This window comes from Ignavibacteriota bacterium (assembly GCA_019637995.1).
GTDB lineage: Bacteria > Bacteroidota > Ignavibacteria > Kapaibacteriales > UBA2268 > JANJTB01.
Map to the genome: position 1 here is coordinate 759355 of JAHBUQ010000002.1, position 23692 is coordinate 783046.

The 23692-nt window shown below is 34.0% G+C and carries 26 protein-coding genes and 1 pseudogene; 12 read left to right on the forward strand and 15 right to left on the reverse strand.

Annotated elements, in window-relative coordinates; genetic code table 11:
- Positions 1–12: 12 nt before the first annotated feature.
- The 5 genes from KF896_09135 to KF896_09155 all read right to left on the reverse strand — a co-directional run bounded on the left by KF896_09135 (position 13) and on the right by KF896_09155 (position 3318).
- Entirely contained in the window at positions 13–339 is a 327-nt protein-coding gene (locus tag KF896_09135) for a DUF3467 domain-containing protein (protein MBX3043869.1), read from the reverse strand.
- Positions 340–423: 84 nt separating this feature from the next.
- The gene (lgt, locus tag KF896_09140) at positions 424–1218 is read right to left on the reverse strand and encodes a prolipoprotein diacylglyceryl transferase (protein ID MBX3043870.1); all 795 of its coding nucleotides are present in this window, start codon (positions 1216–1218) and stop codon (positions 424–426) included.
- Positions 1218–2105, reverse strand: a complete 888-nt coding sequence (locus KF896_09145; protein ID MBX3043871.1) for an NAD(+)/NADH kinase — start codon at positions 2103–2105, stop codon at positions 1218–1220. The genes lgt and KF896_09145 overlap by 1 nt, the downstream gene beginning before the upstream one ends.
- A 36-nt stretch (positions 2106–2141) precedes the next feature.
- Positions 2142–3029 carry a GTPase Era gene (gene era, locus KF896_09150; GenBank protein MBX3043872.1) on the reverse strand — a complete coding sequence of 296 codons (888 nt, stop codon included), beginning with the start codon at positions 3027–3029 and terminating at the stop codon, positions 2142–2144.
- 7 nt (positions 3030–3036) lie between these two features.
- Positions 3037–3318, reverse strand: a complete 282-nt coding sequence (locus tag KF896_09155) for a DUF3098 domain-containing protein (protein ID MBX3043873.1) — start codon at positions 3316–3318, stop codon at positions 3037–3039.
- Between the two features lie 419 nt (positions 3319–3737).
- Here KF896_09155 and KF896_09160 point away from each other — a divergent pair, with 419 nt between their 5' ends.
- Positions 3738–4214, forward strand: a complete 477-nt coding sequence (locus tag KF896_09160; protein ID MBX3043874.1) for a hypothetical protein — start codon at positions 3738–3740, stop codon at positions 4212–4214.
- A 341-nt stretch (positions 4215–4555) separates the two neighbouring features.
- Here the strand turns inward: KF896_09160 and dtd are convergent, their stop codons facing one another.
- Complete coding sequence (gene dtd, locus KF896_09165; protein ID MBX3043875.1) at positions 4556–4993, reverse strand: D-tyrosyl-tRNA(Tyr) deacylase; 438 nt, start codon at positions 4991–4993, stop codon at positions 4556–4558.
- A 70-nt stretch (positions 4994–5063) separates the two neighbouring features.
- On the opposite strand from dtd, the gene umuD reads away from it, so the two are divergent.
- The 4 genes from umuD to KF896_09185 all read left to right on the forward strand — a co-directional run bounded on the left by umuD (position 5064) and on the right by KF896_09185 (position 9481).
- Positions 5064–5531 carry a translesion error-prone DNA polymerase V autoproteolytic subunit gene (gene umuD / locus KF896_09170; GenBank protein MBX3043876.1) on the forward strand — a complete coding sequence of 156 codons (468 nt, stop codon included), beginning with the start codon at positions 5064–5066 and terminating at the stop codon, positions 5529–5531.
- A gap of 16 nt (positions 5532–5547) precedes the next feature.
- Positions 5548–6723, forward strand: a complete 1176-nt coding sequence (locus KF896_09175) for an acetylornithine/succinylornithine family transaminase (protein MBX3043877.1) — start codon at positions 5548–5550, stop codon at positions 6721–6723.
- Between the two features lie 89 nt (positions 6724–6812).
- Positions 6813–7559, forward strand: a complete 747-nt coding sequence (locus KF896_09180) for a class I SAM-dependent methyltransferase (protein ID MBX3043878.1) — start codon at positions 6813–6815, stop codon at positions 7557–7559.
- Positions 7556–9481: a DUF2723 domain-containing protein gene (locus tag KF896_09185; GenBank protein MBX3043879.1), complete on the forward strand. Its 1926-nt coding sequence runs from the start codon at positions 7556–7558 to the stop codon at positions 9479–9481. The genes KF896_09180 and KF896_09185 overlap by 4 nt, the downstream gene beginning before the upstream one ends.
- Before the next feature lie 174 nt (positions 9482–9655).
- On the opposite strand, the gene ispD is transcribed toward KF896_09185, so the two are convergent.
- Positions 9656–10348, reverse strand: coding sequence for a 2-C-methyl-D-erythritol 4-phosphate cytidylyltransferase (ispD, locus tag KF896_09190; GenBank protein MBX3043880.1), 693 nt, complete (start codon positions 10346–10348; stop codon positions 9656–9658).
- A 147-nt stretch (positions 10349–10495) separates the two neighbouring features.
- On the opposite strand from ispD, the gene murD reads away from it, so the two are divergent.
- Both murD and KF896_09200 read left to right on the forward strand, forming a co-directional pair.
- Positions 10496–11824 (forward strand): UDP-N-acetylmuramoyl-L-alanine--D-glutamate ligase, encoded by a 1329-nt coding sequence (gene murD, locus KF896_09195; protein ID MBX3043881.1) that lies wholly within the window; start codon positions 10496–10498, stop codon positions 11822–11824.
- A gap of 6 nt (positions 11825–11830) precedes the next feature.
- Positions 11831–13054, forward strand: a complete 1224-nt coding sequence (locus KF896_09200) for a cell division protein FtsW (protein ID MBX3043882.1) — start codon at positions 11831–11833, stop codon at positions 13052–13054.
- A 608-nt stretch (positions 13055–13662) separates the two neighbouring features.
- On the opposite strand, the gene KF896_09205 is transcribed toward KF896_09200, so the two are convergent.
- Together KF896_09205 and KF896_09210 are read right to left on the reverse strand one after the other, a co-directional pair.
- Positions 13663–14646 carry a virulence RhuM family protein gene (locus KF896_09205; GenBank protein MBX3043883.1) on the reverse strand — a complete coding sequence of 328 codons (984 nt, stop codon included), beginning with the start codon at positions 14644–14646 and terminating at the stop codon, positions 13663–13665.
- Between the two features lie 21 nt (positions 14647–14667).
- Positions 14668–15909 carry a T9SS type A sorting domain-containing protein gene (locus KF896_09210; protein MBX3043884.1) on the reverse strand — a complete coding sequence of 414 codons (1242 nt, stop codon included), beginning with the start codon at positions 15907–15909 and terminating at the stop codon, positions 14668–14670.
- 150 nt (positions 15910–16059) lie between these two features.
- On the opposite strand from KF896_09210, the gene KF896_09215 reads away from it, so the two are divergent.
- From KF896_09215 to KF896_09230, 4 genes and pseudogenes are all read left to right on the forward strand, one after another.
- Positions 16060–16278 (forward strand): hypothetical protein, encoded by a 219-nt coding sequence (locus KF896_09215; protein ID MBX3043885.1) that lies wholly within the window; start codon positions 16060–16062, stop codon positions 16276–16278.
- 98 nt (positions 16279–16376) lie between these two features.
- Positions 16377–16685 (forward strand): annotated as a pseudogene (locus tag KF896_09220) (putative toxin-antitoxin system toxin component, PIN family).
- Between the two features lie 525 nt (positions 16686–17210).
- On the forward strand, positions 17211–17441 hold the full coding sequence (locus tag KF896_09225; protein MBX3043886.1) for a hypothetical protein: 231 nt from the start codon (positions 17211–17213) through the stop codon (positions 17439–17441).
- Positions 17438–17845 carry a putative toxin-antitoxin system toxin component, PIN family gene (locus KF896_09230; protein MBX3043887.1) on the forward strand — a complete coding sequence of 136 codons (408 nt, stop codon included), beginning with the start codon at positions 17438–17440 and terminating at the stop codon, positions 17843–17845. Before KF896_09225 ends, KF896_09230 begins: the two co-directional genes overlap by 4 nt.
- A 464-nt stretch (positions 17846–18309) precedes the next feature.
- On the opposite strand, the gene KF896_09235 is transcribed toward KF896_09230, so the two are convergent.
- The 6 genes from KF896_09235 to KF896_09260 all read right to left on the reverse strand — a co-directional run bounded on the left by KF896_09235 (position 18310) and on the right by KF896_09260 (position 22481).
- Positions 18310–18627, reverse strand: coding sequence for a nucleotidyltransferase domain-containing protein (locus KF896_09235; protein ID MBX3043888.1), 318 nt, complete (start codon positions 18625–18627; stop codon positions 18310–18312).
- A complete protein-coding gene (locus KF896_09240) occupies positions 18603–18860 on the reverse strand; it encodes a HEPN domain-containing protein (protein ID MBX3043889.1) in 258 nt (85 codons plus the stop codon). Before KF896_09240 ends, KF896_09235 begins: the two co-directional genes overlap by 25 nt.
- A 644-nt stretch (positions 18861–19504) precedes the next feature.
- Positions 19505–19849, reverse strand: coding sequence for a type II toxin-antitoxin system PemK/MazF family toxin (locus tag KF896_09245; GenBank protein ID MBX3043890.1), 345 nt, complete (start codon positions 19847–19849; stop codon positions 19505–19507).
- The gene (locus tag KF896_09250) at positions 19839–20066 is read right to left on the reverse strand and encodes a hypothetical protein (protein ID MBX3043891.1); all 228 of its coding nucleotides are present in this window, start codon (positions 20064–20066) and stop codon (positions 19839–19841) included. The genes KF896_09245 and KF896_09250 overlap by 11 nt, the downstream gene beginning before the upstream one ends.
- A gap of 88 nt (positions 20067–20154) precedes the next feature.
- Positions 20155–21465, reverse strand: a complete 1311-nt coding sequence (locus KF896_09255) for a T9SS type A sorting domain-containing protein (protein MBX3043892.1) — start codon at positions 21463–21465, stop codon at positions 20155–20157.
- A 35-nt stretch (positions 21466–21500) separates the two neighbouring features.
- Positions 21501–22481 (reverse strand): virulence protein RhuM/Fic/DOC family protein, encoded by a 981-nt coding sequence (locus KF896_09260; protein MBX3043893.1) that lies wholly within the window; start codon positions 22479–22481, stop codon positions 21501–21503.
- A gap of 325 nt (positions 22482–22806) precedes the next feature.
- On the opposite strand from KF896_09260, the gene KF896_09265 reads away from it, so the two are divergent.
- Positions 22807–23679: a hypothetical protein gene (locus KF896_09265; GenBank protein ID MBX3043894.1), complete on the forward strand. Its 873-nt coding sequence runs from the start codon at positions 22807–22809 to the stop codon at positions 23677–23679.
- The last annotated feature ends 13 nt before the right edge of the window (positions 23680–23692 follow it).

Sequence of the window (23692 nt, forward strand, 5' to 3'; positions counted from 1 at the left end):
TCCTTTACTTTTTTAATTAATCTTTGGGTTCCCGGGACCAAATCCGGGGAAGTTATTCAGCCCATTGTGACCATCAACATTGATTTCACCATGAGAATTTTCAAATCTGGCTACATTTTCATTTAATGCTCTGAGGAGTAATTTAGCATGTTGAGGCGTCATTACTATTCGGGCATGAACTTTTGCTTTAGGCACTCCGGGAAGTACGCGTGTAAAATCAATTATAAATTCAGCACCTGAATGTGAAATTATTGCAAGGTTTGAATAAATGCCTTCTGCTTCCTTTTCGCCCAATTCAATATTCAACTGTTGTTGAACTGGTTTGTTTTTGTCTGCCATCGAAATATTTCCTATTATTTTTATAATTATTTCTTATTGATGTTTATGCTTGATAATTAGTTTAATTATTCAATTCAATTAATATTAAGGCTTTTTGGTAAATTTGGATTTCCATACGAAGAATATTCCTGTTAGTACAAACGGAATACTCAAAATCTGTCCCATTCTTAGCGGTAAATCCATTTCAAAATCTGCCTGAAAGGCTTTAAAATATTCTAAAATAAATCTTACCCCAAATACTAATATCAAAAATAATCCGAAAGTAAGACCTTTTGGAAGGTCTTTCTTGTATTTTTTATATGTGAAGAAAAGTACAAAGAAAATGATCAGGTATGAAATTGATTCATATAGTTGTACAGCGTGTCTGGGAATGTTATCAATTCTTTCAAATACAAATGCCCATGCAAAATCTGTAGGAATTCCGTAAATTTCAGAATTAAACAAATTGCCTAATCTTATGAAAAAACCTGCAAGTGCAACTACTATTACAATTCTGTCCAAAATCCAAAGAGCTGAAATATCTTTATTCCTTTTTGAATAATAAATCAATGCCAAAATTATGGCAATTCCTGCGCCATGACTTGCTAATCCTCCCTCCCAAACATATAATATACGTATTGGATTTGCCAGATAGATTTCAGGTTCATAGAATAAACAGTGTCCAAGACGAGCGCCGATTACTGTACTGAGAATCATAACTATAGCCAGAAAGTCAAGCTGCTTGATAGTCTTGCCTTCATTCTTGTAAATTCCGGTCATTATTTGATAGCCCACAACAAAGCCTAATGCAAAAAGCAATCCATAATATCTTAAAGTAATCGGACCTATGCTTACAATTTCCGGCGATACATTCCAGTTAATAATCGCTAAAAATTCCATCATAATGTTTGTTCCTTACTTTTGTTGTCAAATGAATTAGCAGCCCAAAGCAGCTTAGTTCTCAGAATGTCATAATATGAACTGTCTTGAGGTTTGATCAATTTTACACGTTCTTCGGACAGGTTGAACTTTATATTTTCACCATTTTTTAGTTCTCCTAAAGTAATACCGTCTGCAACAAGAATTACTCCGTCACCTGAATCCATTATTGCAAATGTAATCTCATTTGTATCAGGAATTACAAGTGGTCTGATTGTGAGAGTATGAGGTGAGATTGGTGTTATGCACAGCACTTTTGCAGATGGAGCTATTATAGGTCCTGAGCATGAAAGTGAATATGCTGTAGAGCCTGTCGGAGTAGTAAGCACTATACCATCAGCTCTGTAATCACCAACGCAATGTTCATTTGAAAATACCTGCACAGTAACCATTTTGGAAGAATTTCTCTTTTCGATTACAAAATCGTTAAGTGCGAAATGACTTTTTCCCTCGAAAGTTGTCTCTATCACAGCTCTGTCAACTAATCTGAAATTCCCATTCAAAACTCCTGCGATATTATGCTCTAAATTCTCGACAGAATATTCAGCAAGAAAACCAAGTTTGCCGACATTGAAACCCATAATCGGGACATCGCACATCAGCATTTCGCGGGCTGCGGTTAGTAAAGTGCCATCGCCTCCAAATGATATGACCATATCTGCCATTCTGTCGAAATCACAAACTTGCGAGGTTTTGACAAAGTTCTTAATATGTGCCGGTAAATAGGGTGACAATGAAGGTCTTACAATGCAGTCAACACCCTGATTTACAAGATATTCTGCAGCTTTGGAAGCATATTGAATCGCTTCCTTTTTGTCTGTATTTTCGTAAATAGCAACAATTTTCATTATTTACTCATATCAATTTCAAAATATATTCAAATATTAATATCCGAATGACCTGAGTCTGCCGGCATCATTTCGCCATTTTGGACGTACTTTTACAAAAAGTTCAAGGAAAACGCCCTGCCCGAGATGTTCCTCAATCAAAATTCTGGATTTCTCACCGATGTCTTTAATCAAACTGCCACCGCTACCAATAATTATTCTCTTCTGAGAGTCTCGCTCGACAATGATTTCTGCATGAATATACCATTTGCCGAAATCCCGCTCTTTAAATTCAAGAATAGATACTTCAGTTGAATAAGGTAATTCCTCCTTAGTCATAAGAAAAATGTTTTCTCTGATAAGCTCCGAAACAAAGAATCTTTCATTTTGAGTAGATAGTAAATCTTCGTCATAATAAAATTCATGTTCGGGCAGATACTTTTCGATAGTGCTCAGTAATTCCTGAGTATTCATATCTTTTAAAGCAGCTATTGGAACAATATCATTGAATATTTCCATTTTATTGATACTGTCAATAAAAGGCAGAATTTCTTTTCTGTCCTTCATCTTGTCTACTTTGTTAAGAGCAGCTATGACAGGTTTTTTTGCATTCTTAATTATTTTTAGTACAGATTCTGGTATACCTTCATCAGGATACTTCTCCATATCCAGCAAGACAACAAGTAAGTCTGATTCACTTACAGCGCCGGATACATAATCCATCATGATTTCCTGCATGGTATATTTGGGACTGAGAATTCCGGGAGTATCGAGAAATACAATCTGAACATTCTCCTTAGAATAAATACCAAGAACCCTCTTGCGTGTAGTTTGAGGTTTTGGGGTAACTATCGAAAGTTTAGTACCCAAAATTGAATTGAGAAGTGTTGACTTGCCTGAGTTTGGCTTGCCAATTATCGCAACATAACCTGCTTTTGTGTTCATAAGTATATTACTCAGCTTGAGCCTCTTTCTTTCCGAAAAACTTAATTATCCCAAAAGGTATAATTACGCAATATCCAATAACCAAAAGAGTTGGAGCAATGTAAACAGCCATTGGGTTGTTCCATTTGCCGTTAGGAATTGCAGGTTCTTCAGTAATGCCTGTAGCCATCAGGGCGTAACCAAGCAGAATGGTTCCAAGTCCGATAAGCAAAATCATGTAGTTCTGCTTTTCAAATGGAAGTTGCCACAATACCTGGGGCACAGATTTCTTTTTTACTGTTTTTGCCATTAATTATTTATTTTAAAGTATTACATATTTCAAAAATAATAAATTATATTAACATAAAGTGACGTTTTATTATTTACTTTGTTGATTTTGATAATAATCTTATTTTTTTTGAATAATCTATTGCTCTGTTAAATTCATACTGATGAAAAAACTCCATTAAAATAAACAGTATATTTTGCCATGAAATTCAAGAGTGGCTCTTCTCATAGCGGAGACGGTATTCCACTTGAGATTTTATCAGGAAAACACACTGCTGATATTATAAATCGGTTAAATAAATAGTTTACCAATTTGGCGATATGTTTCGAATTTGTAAATTGTAATTTGGAGATGCAATTATAGAGTTGTAAAAAATTTGAAAAATGAAAATTATATTTTGATTTATTCGTTCAATCAATTTTTAATCACTGGAGCAAATTATGAGTGTTGACAATACTACCCAATGCTGTCCGGTATTTGAACCAAAAAGCTGGGATGATAAAACTTTTGAGTGGACGGATAAAATATTCATCAAGGACAAGGTAACAACTTTTTTCTATATGCCTCTCAATTTTGGCAAAGCAATGGTAAGATTAGACAATTTGGTGAGTCAATCAGATTCTGAGGTTGAAGAATGGTTGTGTTTATCCGAGCATACTTCAAAATGGAATATGAATCTTTACCTCGCTGTTAATAAAGAGATTCAAAATGCAGAAAATATTAGAATTTCAGGAAAGTATTATTGTAAGGTTTTCGAGGGTTCATTCAATAAAACAGGTGAATGGACCAAGGAATTTGCAGAAATATTAAAGTCAAAAGGTATTAATGCTGTCAAACCTTTGATTTGGTACACAACTTGTCCAAAATGCGCCAAGAAGTATGGAAAAAATTATGTTGCTTTCTTTGGAAAACAGTAATTATTGTTAAGCGGTAAAGCATTCAGTTTCAAAATAATACAGCTAAATGTCACATTGAGCGAAGTCGAAGTGTACTCTTTAGTCTTCGACTCCGCTCAGACTGACAAAAAATACCATAACAACAACCAAGTGTCACACTGAGCGAAGTCGAAGGGCTACAAATGTGACAAAACCCATTAATTTTCTTTTCTACCAGACACTAGTTATAAACTTCTTGGTTTGAAATTTTTTCGGTTCGCTATAACAGCACTATCGTCAACGGCTTTGATTATAATTATGCCATATATTGTATTATGTTAATTCTCGGTTGCAAACCCCATAGAAATTTAACATTTGTAAAATCACCTTTCTAAGACTAAAGTAACAGGACCATCATTTGTTAGGTGAATATCCATCATAGCACCAAAAACTCCTGTTTCAACTTGTATTTCTGATTTTCTTAATTCTTGTATCATAAAATCATAAAGCGGTATTGCTGTTTCAGGTCTTGCAGCGGCAGTAAAGTTTGGTCGGTTGCCTTTATTTGAATCTCCGTATAGTGTAAAATTGGAAATAACTAAAATTCCGCCGGCTACATCCAGCACAGATAAATTCATTTTATCATTATCATCCGAGAAAATTCTAAGTCCGAGTAGCTTTTTACAAATCCAGCGGACTTTCTCTTCATTGTCATCATCAGTGAAACCAACCAGCACAAGTAATCCTTTTTCAATTCTCCCATTTATTTTCCCTTCGATTGTAACTGATGCTTCAGAAACTCTCTGAACAACTATCTTCATTTATAATCTCTTAAAATATTATCATATACGTCATTGCAAAAGTAATAAATTTCTTTAATTAGTTAGTAATATGAAATCAAATAGTTTAATTGAAAGTACAATTAAGGATACTGATACGATTGAAATACTAAAGCCTGAGCGGCTCAGAGAGCTAAATCTTCCACTATTTCTCGAGTCTGTTTCTGCAGGATTTCCCTCGCCTGCTGATGATTATATGGAAGCAAAGCTTGATTTGAATGAGCTTCTTATAAAGAATCCTGCCGCTACTTTTTTTGTACGGGTGATGGGTGACTCTATGATAAAAGCAGGGATTTATTCCGGCGACATTTTAGTTGTTGACCGCTCATTAGACCCAAAAGACGGAAGTATAGTAATCGCAGTCATAAATGGCGAACTTACTGTCAAAAGATTAAGCTATCAAAAGGGCGAAGTTTTTCTTCTTCCCGAAAATAAATTTTATAGTCCAATCAAAATCACTGACGATATGAGCTTCGAAGTTTGGGGTGTAGTGCGCTCGGTGATTCATTCAGTAATGTAAACATGGAATTATTTTAATGAATAATATAATTGAAAGAGAGCATAATTCAATATATCAGACTTACAAGCGACTTCCGATAGTTATTTCGAGAGCTGAGGGAGTCCGTATTTTTGCAGAGAACGGTGATGTTTACCTTGATTTTTTAAGTGGTATTGCTGTAAATGCACTCGGACACAGCCATCCAAGAATTATCGAAGCTGCAGAGGATCAGCTGCGAAAATATATGCACGTATCAAATTATTTTTATCAGGAGCCACAAATTGAACTTGCCGAGAAGCTTGTAAAACTATCAGGACTTAACAAAGTGTTCTTCTGTAATTCAGGTACGGAAGCCACCGAAGCAGCGATGAAACTGACACGTAAATGGGCAAACCCCAAAGGTAAGACTGAAATACTGGCTTTTACAGGCGGTTTCCACGGAAGAACTTATGCTGCACTTTCGATAATGGATAAACCAAATTACAAGAACGGGATGGGTCCATTTCTTGATGGTTGCAAGGTATTACCATTGAATGATGTTGCCTCACTGATGGCGAGTATAAACTCAGGAACTGCGGCTGTCTGTATTGAGTATATTCAGGGAGAAGGAGGCATATCTGAACCGAGCCGGGAATTTAACGAAATGCTTAATGAGCTTCACATACAGCACGGCTTTTTACTGATTGCCGATGAAGTTCAGTCAGGAATCGGTCGAAGCGGAAAGTTCTTTGCTTTTGAGCATTTCGATGCCAAGCCTGATATAATTACTGTCGCAAAAGGAATGGGTGGAGGTTTGCCTTTGGGAGGTATAATTACATCTGAAGAATTGTCTGAAATTTGGGAAAAAGGAAATCACGGAACTACTTATGGAGGTAATGCTGTTGCTTGTCGTACCGGCTCGGTGGTAATTGATGTTCTGGAAGAAGGGCTGCTCAATCAAGTCAATGAAATTGGCAATTATTTCCACACTAAACTAAGTGATATCAAGGACAAATATCCTGAAAAGGTTTTACAAGTGAGAGGCAGAGGATTGATGAAAGGTCTTTTACTTAGTTTCGATGCTCAAATTTTAGTCAATGAACTTCTTGAAAGATTCGTAATATCAAATGCTGCATCGGGTAGCGTGCTGAGAATTGTGCCACCTCTGATTGTTAACAAAGAAGAAATTGATGAATTTATCAGTAAGCTTGATGAAAGTCTTCCAGTGCTGTAATTTGAAATTTAAATAAGAAAATTTATTAAATAAATATTTATTAAGCAAATTCTTATTATATTTGAATTTTGCTAATAACCAATTTTGTAATGGATATAAAATTACTCTTACGCAGGAAGTTGAAAGGACTGTTTATGAGATTTGCTTTGCATAAGGCAGTTCGTCCTTTTGAGGGTTTTCTGCTGAATCTTGTTTATATGTCACAAATGTCTGCCTGGCGTTCTCAGAATAGTGGCGGCAAATTTAATGATTTTTACAAGTCAGAATTTGATACAAATATGCGACAGAAAGTTTTTCAGGTTCTGCTGGATAGTGAGAACTTGAATGATCCTGTTGATTATCTCGAATTTGGAGTTGCAAGCGGGCGTTCATTCAAATGGTGGGTTGCTCAAAATCAAAATCCTGAGTCAAGATTTTCAGGTTTTGATACTTTTACCGGACTGCCTGAAAACTGGGATGTTTTCAAAGCCGGAGATATGACAATGGAAGGCAAATTCCCTGAAGTGAATGACCCGAGAGCAAAATTTTATAAAGGATTATTTCAAGAAACACTCCCTGATTTTTTAGATAATTATGATTTCAGGCACAGGAAAGTAATTCATCTTGATGCCGATTTATATAGCTCAACTCTTTATGTAATGACAATGCTTGCAAGGTATATCAAGCCCGGTGATATTATGATATTTGATGAATTTGCTGTTCCTACTCACGAATTTAAAGCATTTTCTGATTTTTGCAGAGCATATTATTTCAAATTTGAATTAGTTTACGCAGGGAATAATTATCTTCAATCAGCTTTTAAAGTAATAAGTACAACACCTGATATAGAATTATGACAAATAAGATTAAAAATTTAGCTACTGTTGCAATTTTTATAATTAGTTTAATTGTTTATATTATTACACTGAGTCCGACTGTATCGTTTACTGACAATGGGGAGCTTGCGGGCGTGGCATATTTTCTTGGTGTGGGACATTCAAGCGGCTACCCCTTGCTGGCACTTCTGGGGCATATCTGGACACTGATTCCTACAGCGTGGACTACTATTTATAAGCTCAATCTGCTTTCTGCGATATTTACGGCATCTTCTGCTGTTATGTTTTACTTGACATTGAAAATTGTTTTGCAAAATTTGCCAATTCTTATCAGAATATCTGACAATAAAAAAAGCAAGAAGAAAGCTAAAAATCAAGTTGAAGAAATTATAGCCGAGAGTATCACTAATCAAAGTACTGTTGATTTAATTGCATTTTTTACTGCTCTTGGATTTTCATTCAGCTCGCTTGTTTGGGAGCAGGCAGTTGTGTTTGAAGTATATTCACTTCAATTTTTGCTTATTAATTTAGTTTTTTATTTCCTCTTTAAAGGTTTGTCAGATATTGAAAATCAAAAAAAATATTTTTTGATTTCAGGACTTTTCATTGGCTTGAGTTTTTCAAATCACCTGACAACAATACTGATAATTCCGGCACTTGCTTATATTTTCTTTAAAAAGCCCGGACAAAAATTCAACTTGTCGAATCAAAATATTAAGTTACTTCTCACAATATCACTTATGATATTGATAGGAGTATCTCTTTATGTATATTTGCCATTACGTAGTGCAGCCGAACCGGCATTTAATTGGGGTTATGTTCATCGTGGCTTTGATAAATTTCTCTATCACGTACAGGGGAAGCAATATCAGGTATGGATGTTTTCGGGAATGGATATCGCTATTGAAAATTTTGGAAAATTTCTTGGAAAAGTACCTTATAATCTTGCATTTTTCGGTTTGGTTCCACTCATTGCCGGTTTTATAAGATTGTATAAATCACATCGTGAGTATTTATGGTTTTTTTTAATTTTGATTATTTCGTGTATCTTATACTCTGTTAATTATTCGATTCATGATATAGACGTGTATTTTTATTTAGCAATTTACGCATTTTTAATTATAACAGCAGTTGGATTTCTTTATTTCACCGAAAGGTCGGATAAATTAAAGTATGCTGTAATTATATTTGCTGTACTAAATCTTGGAATAAATTTCTCAGAAAATGATAAATCCGATAATTATTTAGTTTATGATTTCACACGCACAGTAGTTGATAATCTTGGCGAGAATGCAATTATAATATCAGCTCAGTGGGATTACTGGAATAGTGCTTTTTGGTATTTGCAGAAAGTCGAAAATTACAGACCCGATATTATACTTATCGAAAGAGAGCTTTTAAGGCGTACCTGGTATCCTTTGCAACTCGAAAACTGGCATCCGGAGCTAATTTTAAAATGCCGAAATCAGCTTGATTCATATAATCAGGATTTAGAAAAATTCGAGTCAGGATTACCACCTGAATCTTACCCGCGAATTCAAAATAATTATGAAAATTTGCTTAAATGTTTTATCGAAAGCAATATTGATGAAATACCGATATATGTTACATTCGACTACATGAATTCAGGTGCTGACGCTTCCCCTCTTCAGGGGTATAATATAGTTCCGGCAGGCTTTGCTTTCAAGCTTGAAAAGCAACAATCACCTATCAAAGTTTCGCTTGAAAAATTACATATTGACAGGATGATAGATTATCCTAAAGATACAAAAAGTCATCTTGAAAAAGGTATTCTCGAAACTGCCTCGCTTAACTTAACAAATATGGGTAGATATGCCGCTGCTACAGGTGACAAGCAATCAGCAAGAATAGCATTTGAAAAAGCACTCAAAATTTATCCTGATAATCCTACGGCAGTGCAAGGTTTGAGGGACAGCCAATAATATGCTGCTTAAATCAGTATTTTCGATATAGCATAAGTGCCGTTATCACAATTGGTTATTTGCCAAAATTGATTAAAATAAGCCTTAAAAAAGTAATCGAATTACATTAATAAAAATGTCACACTTGGTAAAGACCATGTGTGACATTTTTGCAAAATTAAAAAAGAGAATAAATTAAACTTTTCTTTGGTTATAAATCATATTCCCTACTTCGAGGTCAAAAGGATTAGTGATTTTGATATTAGTATCTTCACCTTCAATAACAGTAACTCTGTAACCGATGAATTCCACTAATGAAGCAGAATCAGTACCTACAAAACCTGCATTTGAAGCCTGAGAATATGCATTCAGAATGATATCCTGCCAGAATCCCTGTGGTGTCTGTGCTAATGCGAGTTTAGACCTGTCAAGAGTTTTAACAACGGTGCCTTTTTTAGTGATTTCCTTAACAGTTTCGCGAGGATAAACCGCTGGAATAACGGCTCCCACTTCTTCGGCATTATCAATCACTCTCTGAACCAAGTCAGTAGTAGCAAATGGGCGTACAGCATCGTGTACAAGGATAATCTCAGACTGTTCCGCCGACTTGGTGCGGATACCATGATTAACTGAATCCTGACGCTCTAAACCACCAATCACGACTTCTGAGACTTTCGTTATATTAAACTTTTTTATAAGTTCTTTAGTAAAAGTGTACCACTCATTATGGACTACCAGAACAACAGCTTCGACATCATCAATCTTCTCGAATAGTCTGAGTGTATGAATAATCACAGGCACTGAATCAATTTCGACATATTGCTTGGGAATTTCACTTCCAAACCTTTTGCCGACTCCTCCTGCTGGTATAATTGTGCAACATTTCATAAAAGTTTTTTGAAATTTGTAAATAATAAAAAAGCAATTTAACAAAGATTTTGCTAATAACGTGATTTTTAATTTAGTTTTCTTTTGTTTCGTAACATTTTGATAATTTTGTGTAATATTTTTTTTAAATTTTAAAATAAGTTTTTTATGAATGTAACTGTTGTAGGTTCCGGCAAAAGTGGAATGTCCGCTGTAAGATTATGTAAAAAATTGGGTTATCATGTTTCTTTATCTGAATCTAAAGCAAGCTCAAGCTGTGAGAAAGAAATTGAAGAACTTAAATCCTTAGGAGTACATTATGAATTCGGCGGAAATTCTGGTATGTTTTTAAAAAATTGTACCCTGCTCATTACTTCTCCCGGAGTGCCACCACACTCAACTATAATTAAAGAAGCTGAAAATAAGGGCATTGAAATTATCAGCGAGCTTGAATTTGCCTGGCGGCATTTAAAAAATCCTGTAATTGCCATTACCGGCACTAACGGCAAAACTACAACCACTGCTTTGACAGCATTCATTCTGAATAATTCAGGAAAGAAAGCGATTCCGTGTGGCAATATCGGGACTCCATTATCTGATTTAGTTGGCAATATTGACGAAGAGACAATATTAGTTGTAGAAGCCAGTAGTTATCAGCTTGACAGATGTATAAAATTTAAGCCGGATGTTGCAGTAATTCTGAATATTTCGCCGGACCATCTGGCGTATCATGGCACTATGAAAAAATATATTTCTGCTAAGTGGAAAATTTCTTCTATGTTAAGTCAGAAAAATTTCTTAATTTTAAATAAAGATGACGAGACAATTTCAAAAAACTTTTTCCAAACGGGAGCTGTGATTGAATATTTCTCGAATTCGCCTGTAGATCGGGGGATTTATTTCAAAGGCGGACATCTTTATTTTAAGACAGCAGATAAAGAGGAAGTATTTATGGAAGTAGCCGGTTTAAGTTTACCGGGCACTCATAATGTTTATAATTCGATGGCAGCAGCTCTTGCCGCCCGTGCTTTTGAAGTACGGAATGAGGACATTCGTGACAGCCTTATGAAATTTCAGGGGGTCGAGCATCGCCTCGAACACGTTCGCACTATCAATGGTGTGGATTTTATCAATGATTCCAAAGCAACAAACATCAATGCCACCTGGTATGCCTTATCTTCATATTCAGAGCCGATTATCTGGATTGCAGGAGGCAGAGGTGATTCAAACAATTATGCTGAACTTGACGTTCTTGTCGAAAAAAATGTCAAGTGCATTGTTGCTATCGGTGAAGAAGCTGACAATATTTTCAATCACTTTTGTACAATGAAGCGTTGCTTTAAAGAAGATGACCTTGAAGCTGCCGTGTTCAGAGCTTACGAGGAATCTGATTACGGGGATAAAGTTGTGTTCACTCCGGCTTGTAAATCTTTTGATATGTTTATGAATTTCGAGCACCGTGGAGAAGTATTCAAAAAAATTATCAATTCTATGTAATTTCATATGAAAACTAAAGGGCATATAGATTGGCTGATTCTGATACCGATTATAGCTTTGATGCTATTTTCTATTTCGTTTGTATATACAGCGAGTGCATCAAACTCAGCAGCGAAATTCGGTGATGCTGAACATTTATTCTGGAATCATTCATTACGTGTATTTTTGGGTATAGGTATAATATTCGTTTTTGCAAGAATTGATTATCATGTTTACGCAAAAATATCTAAATTGCTTATGGTTGTTGGCATTTTAAGTCTGATAGCCGTTTTCTTCTTTGGGATTAATGTCAAAGGTGCTTCCAGATGGCTCTCACTTGGACCTTTTAGTTTTCAGCCTTCAGAGCTTGTCAAACTGGTTATGGTGATTCATTTCTCAGCACTACTCGCCCGAAAGCAGGCATTTATTAAGGATTTTGAAAGAGGTTTTTTCCCGTTCATAATTTGGACAGTAATAATTTGCTTTTTGATAGCCCTACAACCAAATTTTTCTACAATGATGGTTATTTTTCTAATTGCCGTTACTATGATGTTTATCGGAAATACTAATCTGCTGCATCTCGGAGCTACATTTGCTGTTGGACTTGTAGCAGGGATTGTATTCTTCATTACTGCTGATTATCGCCTTAACAGGTTAAAGTCCTTTCTCGGATTCGGTGAAGGTACAGAAAATGAAGCTGTTAGTTATCAATTAAATCAATCTCTGATTGCTTTAGGTAATGGCGGGATTTTTGGTGTAGGTGTAGGTCAGAACAGACAATCATATCATTTTTTGCCAGAATCTTACGGCGATTTTATTTTCGCTATAATTGGTGAAGAATATGGTTTTCTCGGGCTTGTGCTCGTTCTTGGAATTTTCATGGTAGTTTTCTGGCGAGGCATGCTTGTTGCCAAAAAAGCACCGGATAATTTCGGATATTTCTTAGCAATAGGTGTTATAATTACATTTGCAATTTATGTATTTGTTAATGCGGGTGTAAATACAGGGCTTTTGCCAACTACCGGCGTTCCTATGCCATTTGTGAGCTATGGTGGTACAGCAGTACTTTTTTATTCGGCTGCAATTGGAATATTACTGAATATTTCTGCTCAGGCAGGAATATACCCAAGGGCTGATTTCGCTCAACCTTTGGAATTTAACTATAATGAAGAAGTTGAAAATGGAGAATCAACTGTTTCGGGACAGGTGATTTATGTCCAATCAGTAACTGGGGGGGCGTTTGTTGAGTAAAAGAAGTTTGTATAAATACCAGCACAGCGAATAAAACCAAATACCGTTTCATAATTGAATTTCCAATTCAAAAATTCATTTTCAAAAATAACAAACTTTCAAACAATAATAACATATCAAAATAAAAAAATCTCAATTTTTTTTTGGGGGCGAGGGACGGGGGTTGGGGGACGAGGTAGAATAGACATTCCTGTCTGTTAATAGGTACAGCGTTCAGTAGTCAGGGTATAGGAATTGCTTGGCTTGTTTTCATATTCCGGTTTTTATCACGTAGTGATTAAATCTCTGTAACATAACAAAATCATAAAACGAAACTACCTCGTAGAGGTTGAATACTAACTTCATATAAGCCCTTCGTTATAAAAATTCAAATGAATCAGAAAAGAAATCTGCGAAATCCCTAAATCAGCTTAATCCGCGATTCAGAATAATTTTATCACTTCGAGTTCAATTACCCATCACCCAGCCCCTATACCCTGACTACTGCACCCTGAACCCAAGTCATCCACCCCGTCAGCTGCGCTGACACCCCTCAAAGATGGGAATTTAGCAGCCAGCTAAACTCACTCCACTACCAAAAATTTTCCGCTGTGATAATTTTTTCAAAATTAATCTTTTCTTTTAATCAGAAATCTGTCGAAATCATTAAATTTATCACTTTCAATTATCCTTCTTTTGTTAAATATCTCATATTCTGATTCTGCTTTTTCAATTGCAAGTTCGTGGCTAATTTTTCCTGCGTGCGAAAGAATATCCCTATCATTGAGATTCAAAAAACCATCTAATTTTTCAATCCAATCCTTCATATACATTGGAATTCGTCGCATTGCCTGACCGGTAGCAAAAACCAAATACTGCTCTACAAGATTATTTAAAGCTGACAATTCTTCTTCATTTAAGTAATTCTTGGCAATACCAACATCTTGCTTTCTTACTTTCGTTCCTCTCCAATTGGTTAGCCCCATATTGGGTAAATTATTGTTTGCCCGTTCAGCAATTATTTCAGCGGCTGTTTTGCCTGTAATAGCCCAATGCATCTTATTTTGGACAGTTTTAAAGAATGTGATACTAATTTCTGATGTCGGGTCATAATCAACACTTGTCGAATAAATATCAGTAATTTTCTGATAAAATCTTTTCTCTGATGTGCGAATATCCTGAATTCTAAGTATTAACTCTTCAAAATAATCATAAGGTTGGTCCGGATTTTTCAATCTTTCATCATCAAGAACAAAACCCTTAATAATATATTCTTTCAAAAGTTGCGAAGCCCACTGTCTGAATTTTGTGGCAATATGACTTTTTATTCTGTAACCTACCGATATAATCACATCAAGATTATAATATTTCTGTTTACGCTCTACAAATCTGTTACCTTCTTTGCGAACTTGTAAGAAATCCTTACAAGTTGCAATTTCATTTAATTCACCCTCATCATATATATTTTTAAGATGAATTGTGATATTTTGAGGTGTAGTTTGAAATAGTTCCGACATCATCTTTTGAGTTAGCCATACCGTTTCATCTTCGAGACGGACGTCTAATTTTGTTATCCCATCTTCTGTTTGATATATTATTATTTGTGAATTCATATTTTTTATCCTATTCCATCACTAAAAATTTTCGCTGTGGTAATTATTTCCATCCTGAATTTGTAATATATAAACACCACTTTGTAATTTTATAGGTATTTCAATTATATCACTAACTTGTTTAACTCGATTTTGAAATACCATATTTCCCTGAATGTCATTGATTGACAGATTGATTTCCTGTGAATTACTTTCGATCCCTGAAATCATTAATATCCCATTTCTGTAATCAGATATGAATTTTAGAATTGGCTCATTTGGCTCATCAACACTGACAGAATTTAGGATTTTGTTGAAATCAAGAGACACATAACCAATGCCGCCAACAATTATACTATTATATTTTGGATTAAAAATTGGCAAAGATGAACCATATTTATTTGTTCTATATATTTCTTTTTCATGATTTATATCCCATATTAGTGAATAGCTTTCAGTTAACCCACCAGTTGTCATAAATGTATATTCATCCTTTATAAAGCCAATACTGGTCATTCCATAGGGTGGCTGATCCATTTTATTAACTTCCCACTTCTTATAAGGTGATTCACAAGAAAAAAAAGTTGCTTTAGGAGTACCACCAGTCAACTGTCCATACCCCACATACTTAGCATTTTCGGAGAATTGAATGAACTCAATAGTTCTGCCTTCGGCTAATACATTTTCAAGTTCACGTATGGGCTGCATTGTTTGGGCGTTGTAGAGGTAAAAGTGGGTGCGTTGTTCGTTAATTGGTAAGCTCGTTTCTTTACTTGCAACTGCTAAGAAACGACCGTCATTTGATACATCTATTGATGTTACTAAATGTGGTATTTGATAATTCTTGTAGGTATCATTATCCATATCCCAAACAACCCAACTTGTGTCATTTTGATTAAAAAGGGTGTATATTACTTTGGTATTACTTGGATGTAGAAACCTTACTGCCGCCGCTCTTGGGTGTGCTTTTATAACTGCACCTGTTTCAACATCAATAATATAACCTGATGCAGCCAACCTTGAGCCATCTTTTGAAAGAATTAGACTGGAAGTTGGTGCAGGTAGCGGTATTCTTCTTACAAGTTCCCCTGTCAGTCCGTTTAACTCAATCACATCTCCTTTGCTCCCGTCACCAATTAAAACATTTCCGTTAGGGTGCACTGCCGGATAGGTAGAAAAACTTGCGTCTTTATAAGTCCACATCACATTAGGGTCTTCCTGTGCAGAAAGAGAGTAAGTGCTGATTAATAACAGCACAGCGAATAAAAACATTTTGTGTTTCATGATTTTTTCCAATTACAAAAATACTTTTTCAAAAATAACATTCTTTTCAATAATAGTAACACATAAAAATGAAAAAAATCTCAAAATATTTTTATCATAATATTTTTTATTAAACGTCAAATTTTAAAGTATAAATTTTTTGGTATTGTAATGAATAAACAGCAAAATATACAGCCACTAAATTCTTTGCAAATTGAGCTTTTAAAGCAGTTTAGTTACGGACTGAACAGAACGGAAGACCTTATTGCTATAAAAAGATTAATAGCAGACTATTTAGCTAAAAATATCAGGGATGATGTTGATAGCTTTTGGGCTGAAAACGGGCATGATGAAAAGATTCTTGACGAATGGCTCAGCGAAGTATCCTAATGCTAATTGTCATTGATACAAATATATTACTTGTTTCGCTTTAAAGTAATACAAAATATTCCATAATATTTGACAGTTTACTTCTTGGGAAATTTGACATAGCAGTTTCAAATGAAATTCTTTATGAATATTCTGAACTAATTGAAAGAAAGATTAATTCTCAGGTTTCTGGAAAAGTCATCAATCTTTAAATTGCCCTGCCTAATGCTCATTTTTTCGAACCATTTTTCAATTGGAATCTGATATTAAAGGATGAATCCGACAACAAATTCGTTGATTGTGCTATTGCCGGAGGAGCTGATTATATTGTAACAAATGATAAACATTTTAATATTTTGAAACAGATTGATTTTCCAAAAGTAAGTGTAATTTCGATAGATGAGTTTATTGAGTTACTAAAAAATTGATTATTTACCTCAAGATCTTATTTAACTACACTAATGTATGTTCCGGGTGAAAAAGTAATTTGATAGTCAGGGTTCAGTAGTAAGGATATAGGAATTGCTTGGCTTGTTTTCATATTCCGGTTTTTATCACGTAGTGATTAAATCTCTGTAACATAACAATATCATAAAACGAAACTACCTCGTAGAGGTTGAATACCAATTTCATATAATCCCCTTTTGATATAACCCCTGAAAGCAACAACTGGCTTCAGCCCTTTGCGACAAAAGACAGGGGCGAATTGACCCTACGGTATATAAACCTGAAACCCAGACCCCAAAATTCTTTATTCCTATACCCAGACCCAATACCCATACTATTAATGTTACTCAATTACGTTGCATAATTTTGTTCTAAGACTGAATAAATTTATAACCGACAACGGATTAACAGAATACTGTATTTTTACTTTGAAATTCATTACAATTTTACGATAATAGTATCGTTTAATTTAAAGTATTTTAATTCATATTCTTGATTAAATAATTATGGTAAATTCATCTAAATTAACAAATCTTCAACTTGATTTATTAAAAATTTTCAGTATTGGAATTAGCGATTCACAAATTATTGAAATAAGGGATTTGCTTAGTAATTATTTTGCTGAAAATGCCACTAAAGAGATGGATGCCCTCTGGGAAAAGAATAATTGGTCACAGGAAACAATGGACGAATGGGCAAATACACATTTAAGAATTAATAATGCAATTACTTCATGAAAATTGTATTGGATTCAAATGTTCTGTTGGTTTCAGTTCCATCAAAATCAAAATATCGTATAATATTTGATAAATTTTTAAGCCGTCATTTTGAATTGATTATCAGCAATGATATCCTCACTGAATATATAGAGTTACTCTCAATCAAAGCAAATAGTAATGTATCGGCAAATATTGCAGAAACGCTGCTGTTTTCAAAAAATGTAACAATGCAACAAATTTATTACAATTTTAATTTAATCGAAATTGATAAGGATGACAACAAATTCGTTGATTGTGCTATTGCCGGAGGAGCTGATTATATTGTAACAAATGATAAACATTTTAATATTTTGAAACAGATTGATTTTCCAAAAGTAAGTGTAATTTCGATAGATGAGTTTATTGAGTTACTAAAAAATTGATTATTTACCTCAATATCTGATTTAACTACACAGATGTATGTACCTGGTGAAAAAGTAATTTGATAGTCAGGGTTCAGGGTTCAGTAGTCTGGGTACGCGGTAGTTGGGGTACAGCGTTCAGTTGTCAGGGTATAGGAATTGCTTGGCTTGTTTTCACATTCCGGTTTTTATCACGTAGTGATTAAATCTCTGTAACATAACAAAATCATAAAACGAAACTACCTCGTAGAGGTTGAATACCAACTTAATATAATCCCCTTGTGATATAACCCGTGAAAGAAACAACTGGCTTCAGCCCTTTGCGACAAAAGAAATGGTATATAAGCCATTCGTGATAAATATTCAGATGAATCAGAAAAGAACTCCGCGAAATCCGCGATTCAGAATAATTTACTCACTGCATAATAAAATCAACACTTCCAAAAACTACTCCGATGGACTTAATATTTTTCAACCACCATAGTTTAAACAATCCGGTAGCTATGCTTCATTATTTCTTTAACAAATAAATCACTTGTATTGAAATCTTCAGGTCTGAAAGGTAGGGGCGAAATATCGGTGTCTATTGCAAATATAGCATCTGTCATTTTTTCAAGGTCATAATATCTGCTACCTTCAAATTTATCGGACACTATGGCAACATCAATGTCGCTCCACTTATTGTATGTACCTTTTGCATAAGAGCCAAAAATCAATGCCTCCTCTACCGGAATTTGTGATTTTTCTAAATATTCCACAAATTTTCTGATTTTTTCAATTATTGCTTCAGGGATTTCAGACACTTTATCAACTCCTGGGTTTTGAGAAGTATTTCATAAGTAAACTCATAATTTGCAACAGCTTTAATACTGTTCTTATATTCTGGATAGCGACCTTCTATATTGAACCTGTTTAACTGGTTCATAAATCTTAAATTATCATCAGCAACTTCAAGTTGTGAAGATTTTGCAAGTTTTACCAAGTCATGTATCTTAGGAGGATGTTCCTTGCATTGTTGAATATATAAACCCTTCAAAATTTTCTCAACAGATAAATGACAGATAAATAAGCACTATAGATAATGCTTATTTTTAAAATTCGATTCAGCAACTATAAAATCATCATCTGATAAATCGAACCAATATTGTATTTGTTCATCTGTATTCATATCTGGATTTTATTATCAAAAATATTAAAGAATTACGTATTATTTAAAAATAAATTTTAAATAGTGTCTGACAGAAAAGTAATAATAAATTGTTTTGTCACATTGAGCGAAGTCGAAATGTGTTCATTATGCTTCAAAATTGATGTAATAGCACACTTCGACTACGCTCAGTGTGACATTTTGTTGTATTATTTTGAAACTGAATACTTTTCTGCCAGACACTAAATAATAATCGCCACATTATTTTAATTCTAACGTTGCAATCAGTTCATTAAGTCTTTTCTTGTAATTGGCTTCGCTGGTCTTCATCTCGTAATTTGGAAATCGGAATTGAAAAAGCTACCTCTTAAGTATTGAATTTAACAGCCAATATTACTCCACCACCAAAAATTTTCCGTTTTGATAGTCTTGTCCTGACTCAATATTTGCATACGGCTAAAGCCGTATGTTGCGAACTCCAGTAACAAAGGGCTTCAGCCCTTTGCAAAATGATAAAGCTGAGTACTTCCTTATTATTTTATAAATCCAAGTAACAATTTTACTTTTTTCTCCACTTCTTCGAGTTTTTCATTTGAAATATGACCCCAAAGCTCGACAAGTCTTGACTTTGCAAGAGACCTTATATCTTCGCACTTGATGAAACTGTCTTTTGTTATACCTCCATCAGGTGGCATAAGATAAACATCAAGAGGGATACCTTTATTCTTACTTGTCAGAGGTATTGCAATCACTTTATCCGCTTTGCTGTTATTAAATTGGTTTGTGGATAATATCAGGGCAGGTCTGATTCCCGACTGCTCGTGTCCTTGTGTGGGATTAAAATTGATTAACCAGATTTGACCACGCTCAATATTCATCATCCAATCCATCTCCGATAGTTCCCGAAAAGTCATCATCACCTTCATCATTTACAAGCTTAGAGTATGCCAAAGTACATTCTTCCCAAAATAAATCTGTCTCGTACTTCTGCAAACTTTTCTCAAGTACTTCCTGCTGTGAAAATTTTGATTCAATAGAAAGTTGTTTCAACTTTTTATGAATCTGAGTCGGTATTTTTATTGTCGTATAACTCATAATATACCTGAATATGTTTAATAATAAATATAATAACGTGGATAATTATATTTATTTCATTAATCTGAAAATTAATTTATATTACCAACTATTCCATAACTAAAAATTTGGATGTGAATTCCTGATTTCCGTCCTGTATGTGTATTAAGTAAGTTCCGTTCGGAAGTTTAAGCGGGATTATTATTTCAGTATTAGAAACAGGAGAATCAAGTTTTTTGACAACTCTACCTGAAACGTCACTGATTGTAATGTTAATTTGACCTGATATAGAATTTAATCCGGTAAGAATTAAGGTATCTTTGGTGTAATATACTGTAACAGATTTAATAGGTGATTCGTCAACTAATGTTGTCAGCATTTTATTCAAATCAAATGCAAACAAATGCCCACCAGTCAAAACCAATGAATTATTATAGGAGTTGAATTCAAGCAATGAATATGGAGGAAGTCCACTACTTACTTTACCGAAATAACGATATTTTGTCATATCGTTTTTTAAATCCTTTATGACATTATACCTTTTAATTCCGTTTTCACTATTTGCAAGAGAAGTCATAACAAATAAGTCATTTGGTAAAAAACATGAGGCAGAAGGAGGATATTCTAAATTGTGTATGTAATAATTAATTTGAAGTGAAAAGTTTTGTAAATTGTAAATATATGTACCTGAAAATGGTATATGAAACCCCACATACTTTCCATCTGGTGAGAATTTAATACTTCGCACTTCAAAGTTGCCACCAATCTTAGCAAGTTCTTTGATTGGTTTTAGTGTTACTGCGTCCCAAAGCCGAAGATGAACATTGTAGATTGTTTCTCCATTTATATCTTCACCATAAGAACGTCCGCCTGTAGCAAAGTATCTGCCGTCATTTGAAATTGATACTTTTTGAAACACTTCAGTTGGAAAACCTGCACCAAAATTTTGAAAACTTTCATCTTCAATATTATATATTGATAATGAAGCGTTTGGATGTCCTCGGTCAAATGTTGTGATTAACAATCTCTTACTATCAGGGAAGAAATCAAGATTATCACCAATATTTTTAAGTTTCCTGTAAACTTCACCTGTTTCGTAATCCGAAATAAAAATTAGAACACTATCACCTCCTCCTGCATAAATAGCAGCAAAGTATTTCCCATCTGAAGATTGTGAAACACTCAGAATTGTTGTAAACCCATAATGTACAGGAAAAGCACGTATCTGTTGTCCTGTATTTCCATCAATTTCAAAAAACTCACAATTCCTATTGGCAATAATATTACCATTCGGATGGATTACAAAACCTGAATAACCGAGTGGGTCTGTCGTCTGCCAAAGCAGATTAGGGTCTTCCTGTGCAGAAAGAGAGTGAGTGCCGATTAACAGCACAGCGATTAAAAATAAATACCGTTTCATAAGGTAATCTCCAATAATTAATACTAAAAGTATTATTAAAACTGTTGTAGCATCGTTGTAATAATATTTGTAATCAGTTTTCTTTCAATTGGTTTACTATTGGCGATTAGTAGTGTCAATGCAGCAAGAAGATTATTATCAAGATTAACTTTGCTTAATCGCTCATTTTTACTAAGAAAATACAAAAATATTGAAGCAGCAATCCTCTTATTTCCGTCCACAAATGAGTGATTTTTAACTATAAAATACAATAAGTTTACTGCTTTTTCAAGTATAGAAGGGTACAAATCGTTACCATTGAAAGTCTGATAAATTGCAGAAATTGAACTTTTCATTGATTCATCTTTTTCTAATCCAAAAAGTTGAGTATCAAAATTTACTTTTCGCATTTCTTCGATGATTTTGATAACTTCTTCATATTCTATTTTATAACATGTTTCATTCTCGTGTGCAAAATTATTCAATTTCTGATTATCGTAACTATCAAGAATAAATAAAGCAGATGAATATTTATCAAGAATTCTCATAAAATCGGTCTTGATTTCATCATCAATCATATCAGACAAATTATTTTCACTTATGAATTTGATAACTTGTTTTAATTCAACAAGCATTGAACGTTCTTTCCTGATGGAATTTTCGTTGATAGCAAATCCTTTAATTAAATAGTTCTTTAAAACATTATTTGCCCAAATTCTGAATTGTGTACCCTCTTTGGAATTGACCCGATAACCAACTGAAATAATCACATCAAGATTATAAAACTCTATTATTCTTTCAATTTTTCTTGAACCCTCAGTTTGAACTGTTGCAAATTTTGCAACAGTTGAGTTCATATCAAGCTCCCCGGTCTTAAATATATTTCGAATATGCCTTGATATAGAGGATTTATCTCGTCCAAACAGTGCCGAAATTTGATTTAATGAAAGCCATAGTGTATCATCAAGCAACTTTACTTCCACTTGTAATTTACTTTCGCTATTTTGATAAATAACAATTTCACCTTTAGTGTTCAAATTTACCTCAAATATTATTTGCAGAAATATAAAACCAAATAAATTTGTCAAAAATTCTTATAAAATTTTACATTTCAAAAATACTTTTTCAAAAATAACATTCTTTTCAATAATAGTAACACATGAAAATGAAAAAAATCTCAAAATATTTTTTTGTCTTGTTCTGAAATACACTTTTCTGAAACCCTCAATATTATTTCAATAAATTTTGACAAATTATTTGTAATGTTTATTTAAAAATAATTTAAAATAAATTCATTTCTATTAAACCTTAATAATATTACTTTCGCATTGTGATTTATTTACAGATTAAAAAGGAATTGCAATGTATTTAGAAATATTCAGAGCAGGTAATCATACTGACTCAAATGGAATTACCGGCGAATATACATCTCAAAATTTGGATATAATTGTCCAAAATTATCAAACCCGAATTAGCGAAAATCCGAATTCAGAAGCACCTGTTGTTATAGGTCATCCTGAAAATGCGGACGAAGCCAAAGGTTGGGTTAAACGTCTATTCAGGCGCGGAAACACTCTTCTTGCTGACATTTCAATAACAGATGAAGAATTTCAGAAATCTTTGGAATCAGAAAAATTCAGGAATGTATCGATTGCTCTTGATTCTGCATTGAATTTTCTGCATTTAGGATTTTTGGGTGCTGCTCAGCCGGCAGTTGAAGGACTTAATCCAATGAAATACTCAGCTGTAAGCAATTTCAGTAAATTAGATGATTCAGCTTGGTTATCAGGTAATATCAAAGCTGATAACGAAATTCTGAATTCCCTCAAAGAGCAAAATGATACACTAAGAAAGAAGGTTGATGATTATGAAAACAAGCTTAGAGAAATTGAGAATAACTTTCTTATTGATTCAACATTCAGCAAGGTAGGATTATCTAAAATAGCAGGTGAATATAGAAAACCTCTTTTGCATTTGCTAGAAATTTTGCAGAAGAGTGTTCGCAACTCAGGGGTTGAAAATATAAATACTCCGGATTCAGAGGAATTTATTAATGAATTTGCACAAATCACCAAATCACTGATTTATAGTCAATTACTCACGAAATCAGAAAATTTTCAGTTAACGGAACAGAGATTGATACCTGAACGAAATTCAATACATATCAAAGCATTAGGCATACTCAGAGAAAACCCCGAACTAAGCTACGAAGACGCATTGCTATTAGCTTATTAGTACTATTTATTTA

Excerpts from the sequence above, each read along its gene's own strand:
- KF896_09250 (MBX3043891.1), bottom strand. The coding sequence starts at position 20,066 with ATGAGTTATACGACAATAAAAATACCGACTCAGATTCATAAAAAGTTG.
- KF896_09205 (MBX3043883.1), bottom strand. The coding sequence starts at position 14,646 with ATGAATTCACAAATAATAATATATCAAACAGAAGATGGGATAACAAAA.
- era (MBX3043872.1), bottom strand. The coding sequence starts at position 3,029 with ATGAACACAAAAGCAGGTTATGTTGCGATAATTGGCAAGCCAAACTCA.
- KF896_09265 (MBX3043894.1), top strand. The coding sequence starts at position 22,807 with ATGTATTTAGAAATATTCAGAGCAGGTAATCATACTGACTCAAATGGA.
- KF896_09160 (MBX3043874.1), top strand. The coding sequence starts at position 3,738 with ATGAGTGTTGACAATACTACCCAATGCTGTCCGGTATTTGAACCAAAA.
- KF896_09255 (MBX3043892.1), bottom strand. The coding sequence starts at position 21,465 with ATGAAACGGTATTTATTTTTAATCGCTGTGCTGTTAATCGGCACTCAC.
- KF896_09225 (MBX3043886.1), top strand. The coding sequence starts at position 17,211 with ATGGTAAATTCATCTAAATTAACAAATCTTCAACTTGATTTATTAAAA.
- KF896_09230 (MBX3043887.1), top strand. The coding sequence starts at position 17,438 with ATGAAAATTGTATTGGATTCAAATGTTCTGTTGGTTTCAGTTCCATCA.
- lgt (MBX3043870.1), bottom strand. The coding sequence starts at position 1,218 with ATGGAATTTTTAGCGATTATTAACTGGAATGTATCGCCGGAAATTGTA.
- KF896_09180 (MBX3043878.1), top strand. The coding sequence starts at position 6,813 with ATGGATATAAAATTACTCTTACGCAGGAAGTTGAAAGGACTGTTTATG.
- dtd (MBX3043875.1), bottom strand. The coding sequence starts at position 4,993 with ATGAAGATAGTTGTTCAGAGAGTTTCTGAAGCATCAGTTACAATCGAA.
- KF896_09185 (MBX3043879.1), top strand. The coding sequence starts at position 7,556 with ATGACAAATAAGATTAAAAATTTAGCTACTGTTGCAATTTTTATAATT.
- KF896_09155 (MBX3043873.1), bottom strand. The coding sequence starts at position 3,318 with ATGGCAAAAACAGTAAAAAAGAAATCTGTGCCCCAGGTATTGTGGCAA.
- KF896_09215 (MBX3043885.1), top strand. The coding sequence starts at position 16,060 with ATGAATAAACAGCAAAATATACAGCCACTAAATTCTTTGCAAATTGAG.
- murD (MBX3043881.1), top strand. The coding sequence starts at position 10,496 with ATGAATGTAACTGTTGTAGGTTCCGGCAAAAGTGGAATGTCCGCTGTA.
- KF896_09245 (MBX3043890.1), bottom strand. The coding sequence starts at position 19,849 with ATGAATATTGAGCGTGGTCAAATCTGGTTAATCAATTTTAATCCCACA.
- KF896_09135 (MBX3043869.1), bottom strand. The coding sequence starts at position 339 with ATGGCAGACAAAAACAAACCAGTTCAACAACAGTTGAATATTGAATTG.
- ispD (MBX3043880.1), bottom strand. The coding sequence starts at position 10,348 with ATGAAATGTTGCACAATTATACCAGCAGGAGGAGTCGGCAAAAGGTTT.
- KF896_09175 (MBX3043877.1), top strand. The coding sequence starts at position 5,548 with ATGAATAATATAATTGAAAGAGAGCATAATTCAATATATCAGACTTAC.
- KF896_09145 (MBX3043871.1), bottom strand. The coding sequence starts at position 2,105 with ATGAAAATTGTTGCTATTTACGAAAATACAGACAAAAAGGAAGCGATT.
- KF896_09210 (MBX3043884.1), bottom strand. The coding sequence starts at position 15,909 with ATGAAACACAAAATGTTTTTATTCGCTGTGCTGTTATTAATCAGCACT.
- umuD (MBX3043876.1), top strand. The coding sequence starts at position 5,064 with ATGAAATCAAATAGTTTAATTGAAAGTACAATTAAGGATACTGATACG.
- KF896_09200 (MBX3043882.1), top strand. The coding sequence starts at position 11,831 with ATGAAAACTAAAGGGCATATAGATTGGCTGATTCTGATACCGATTATA.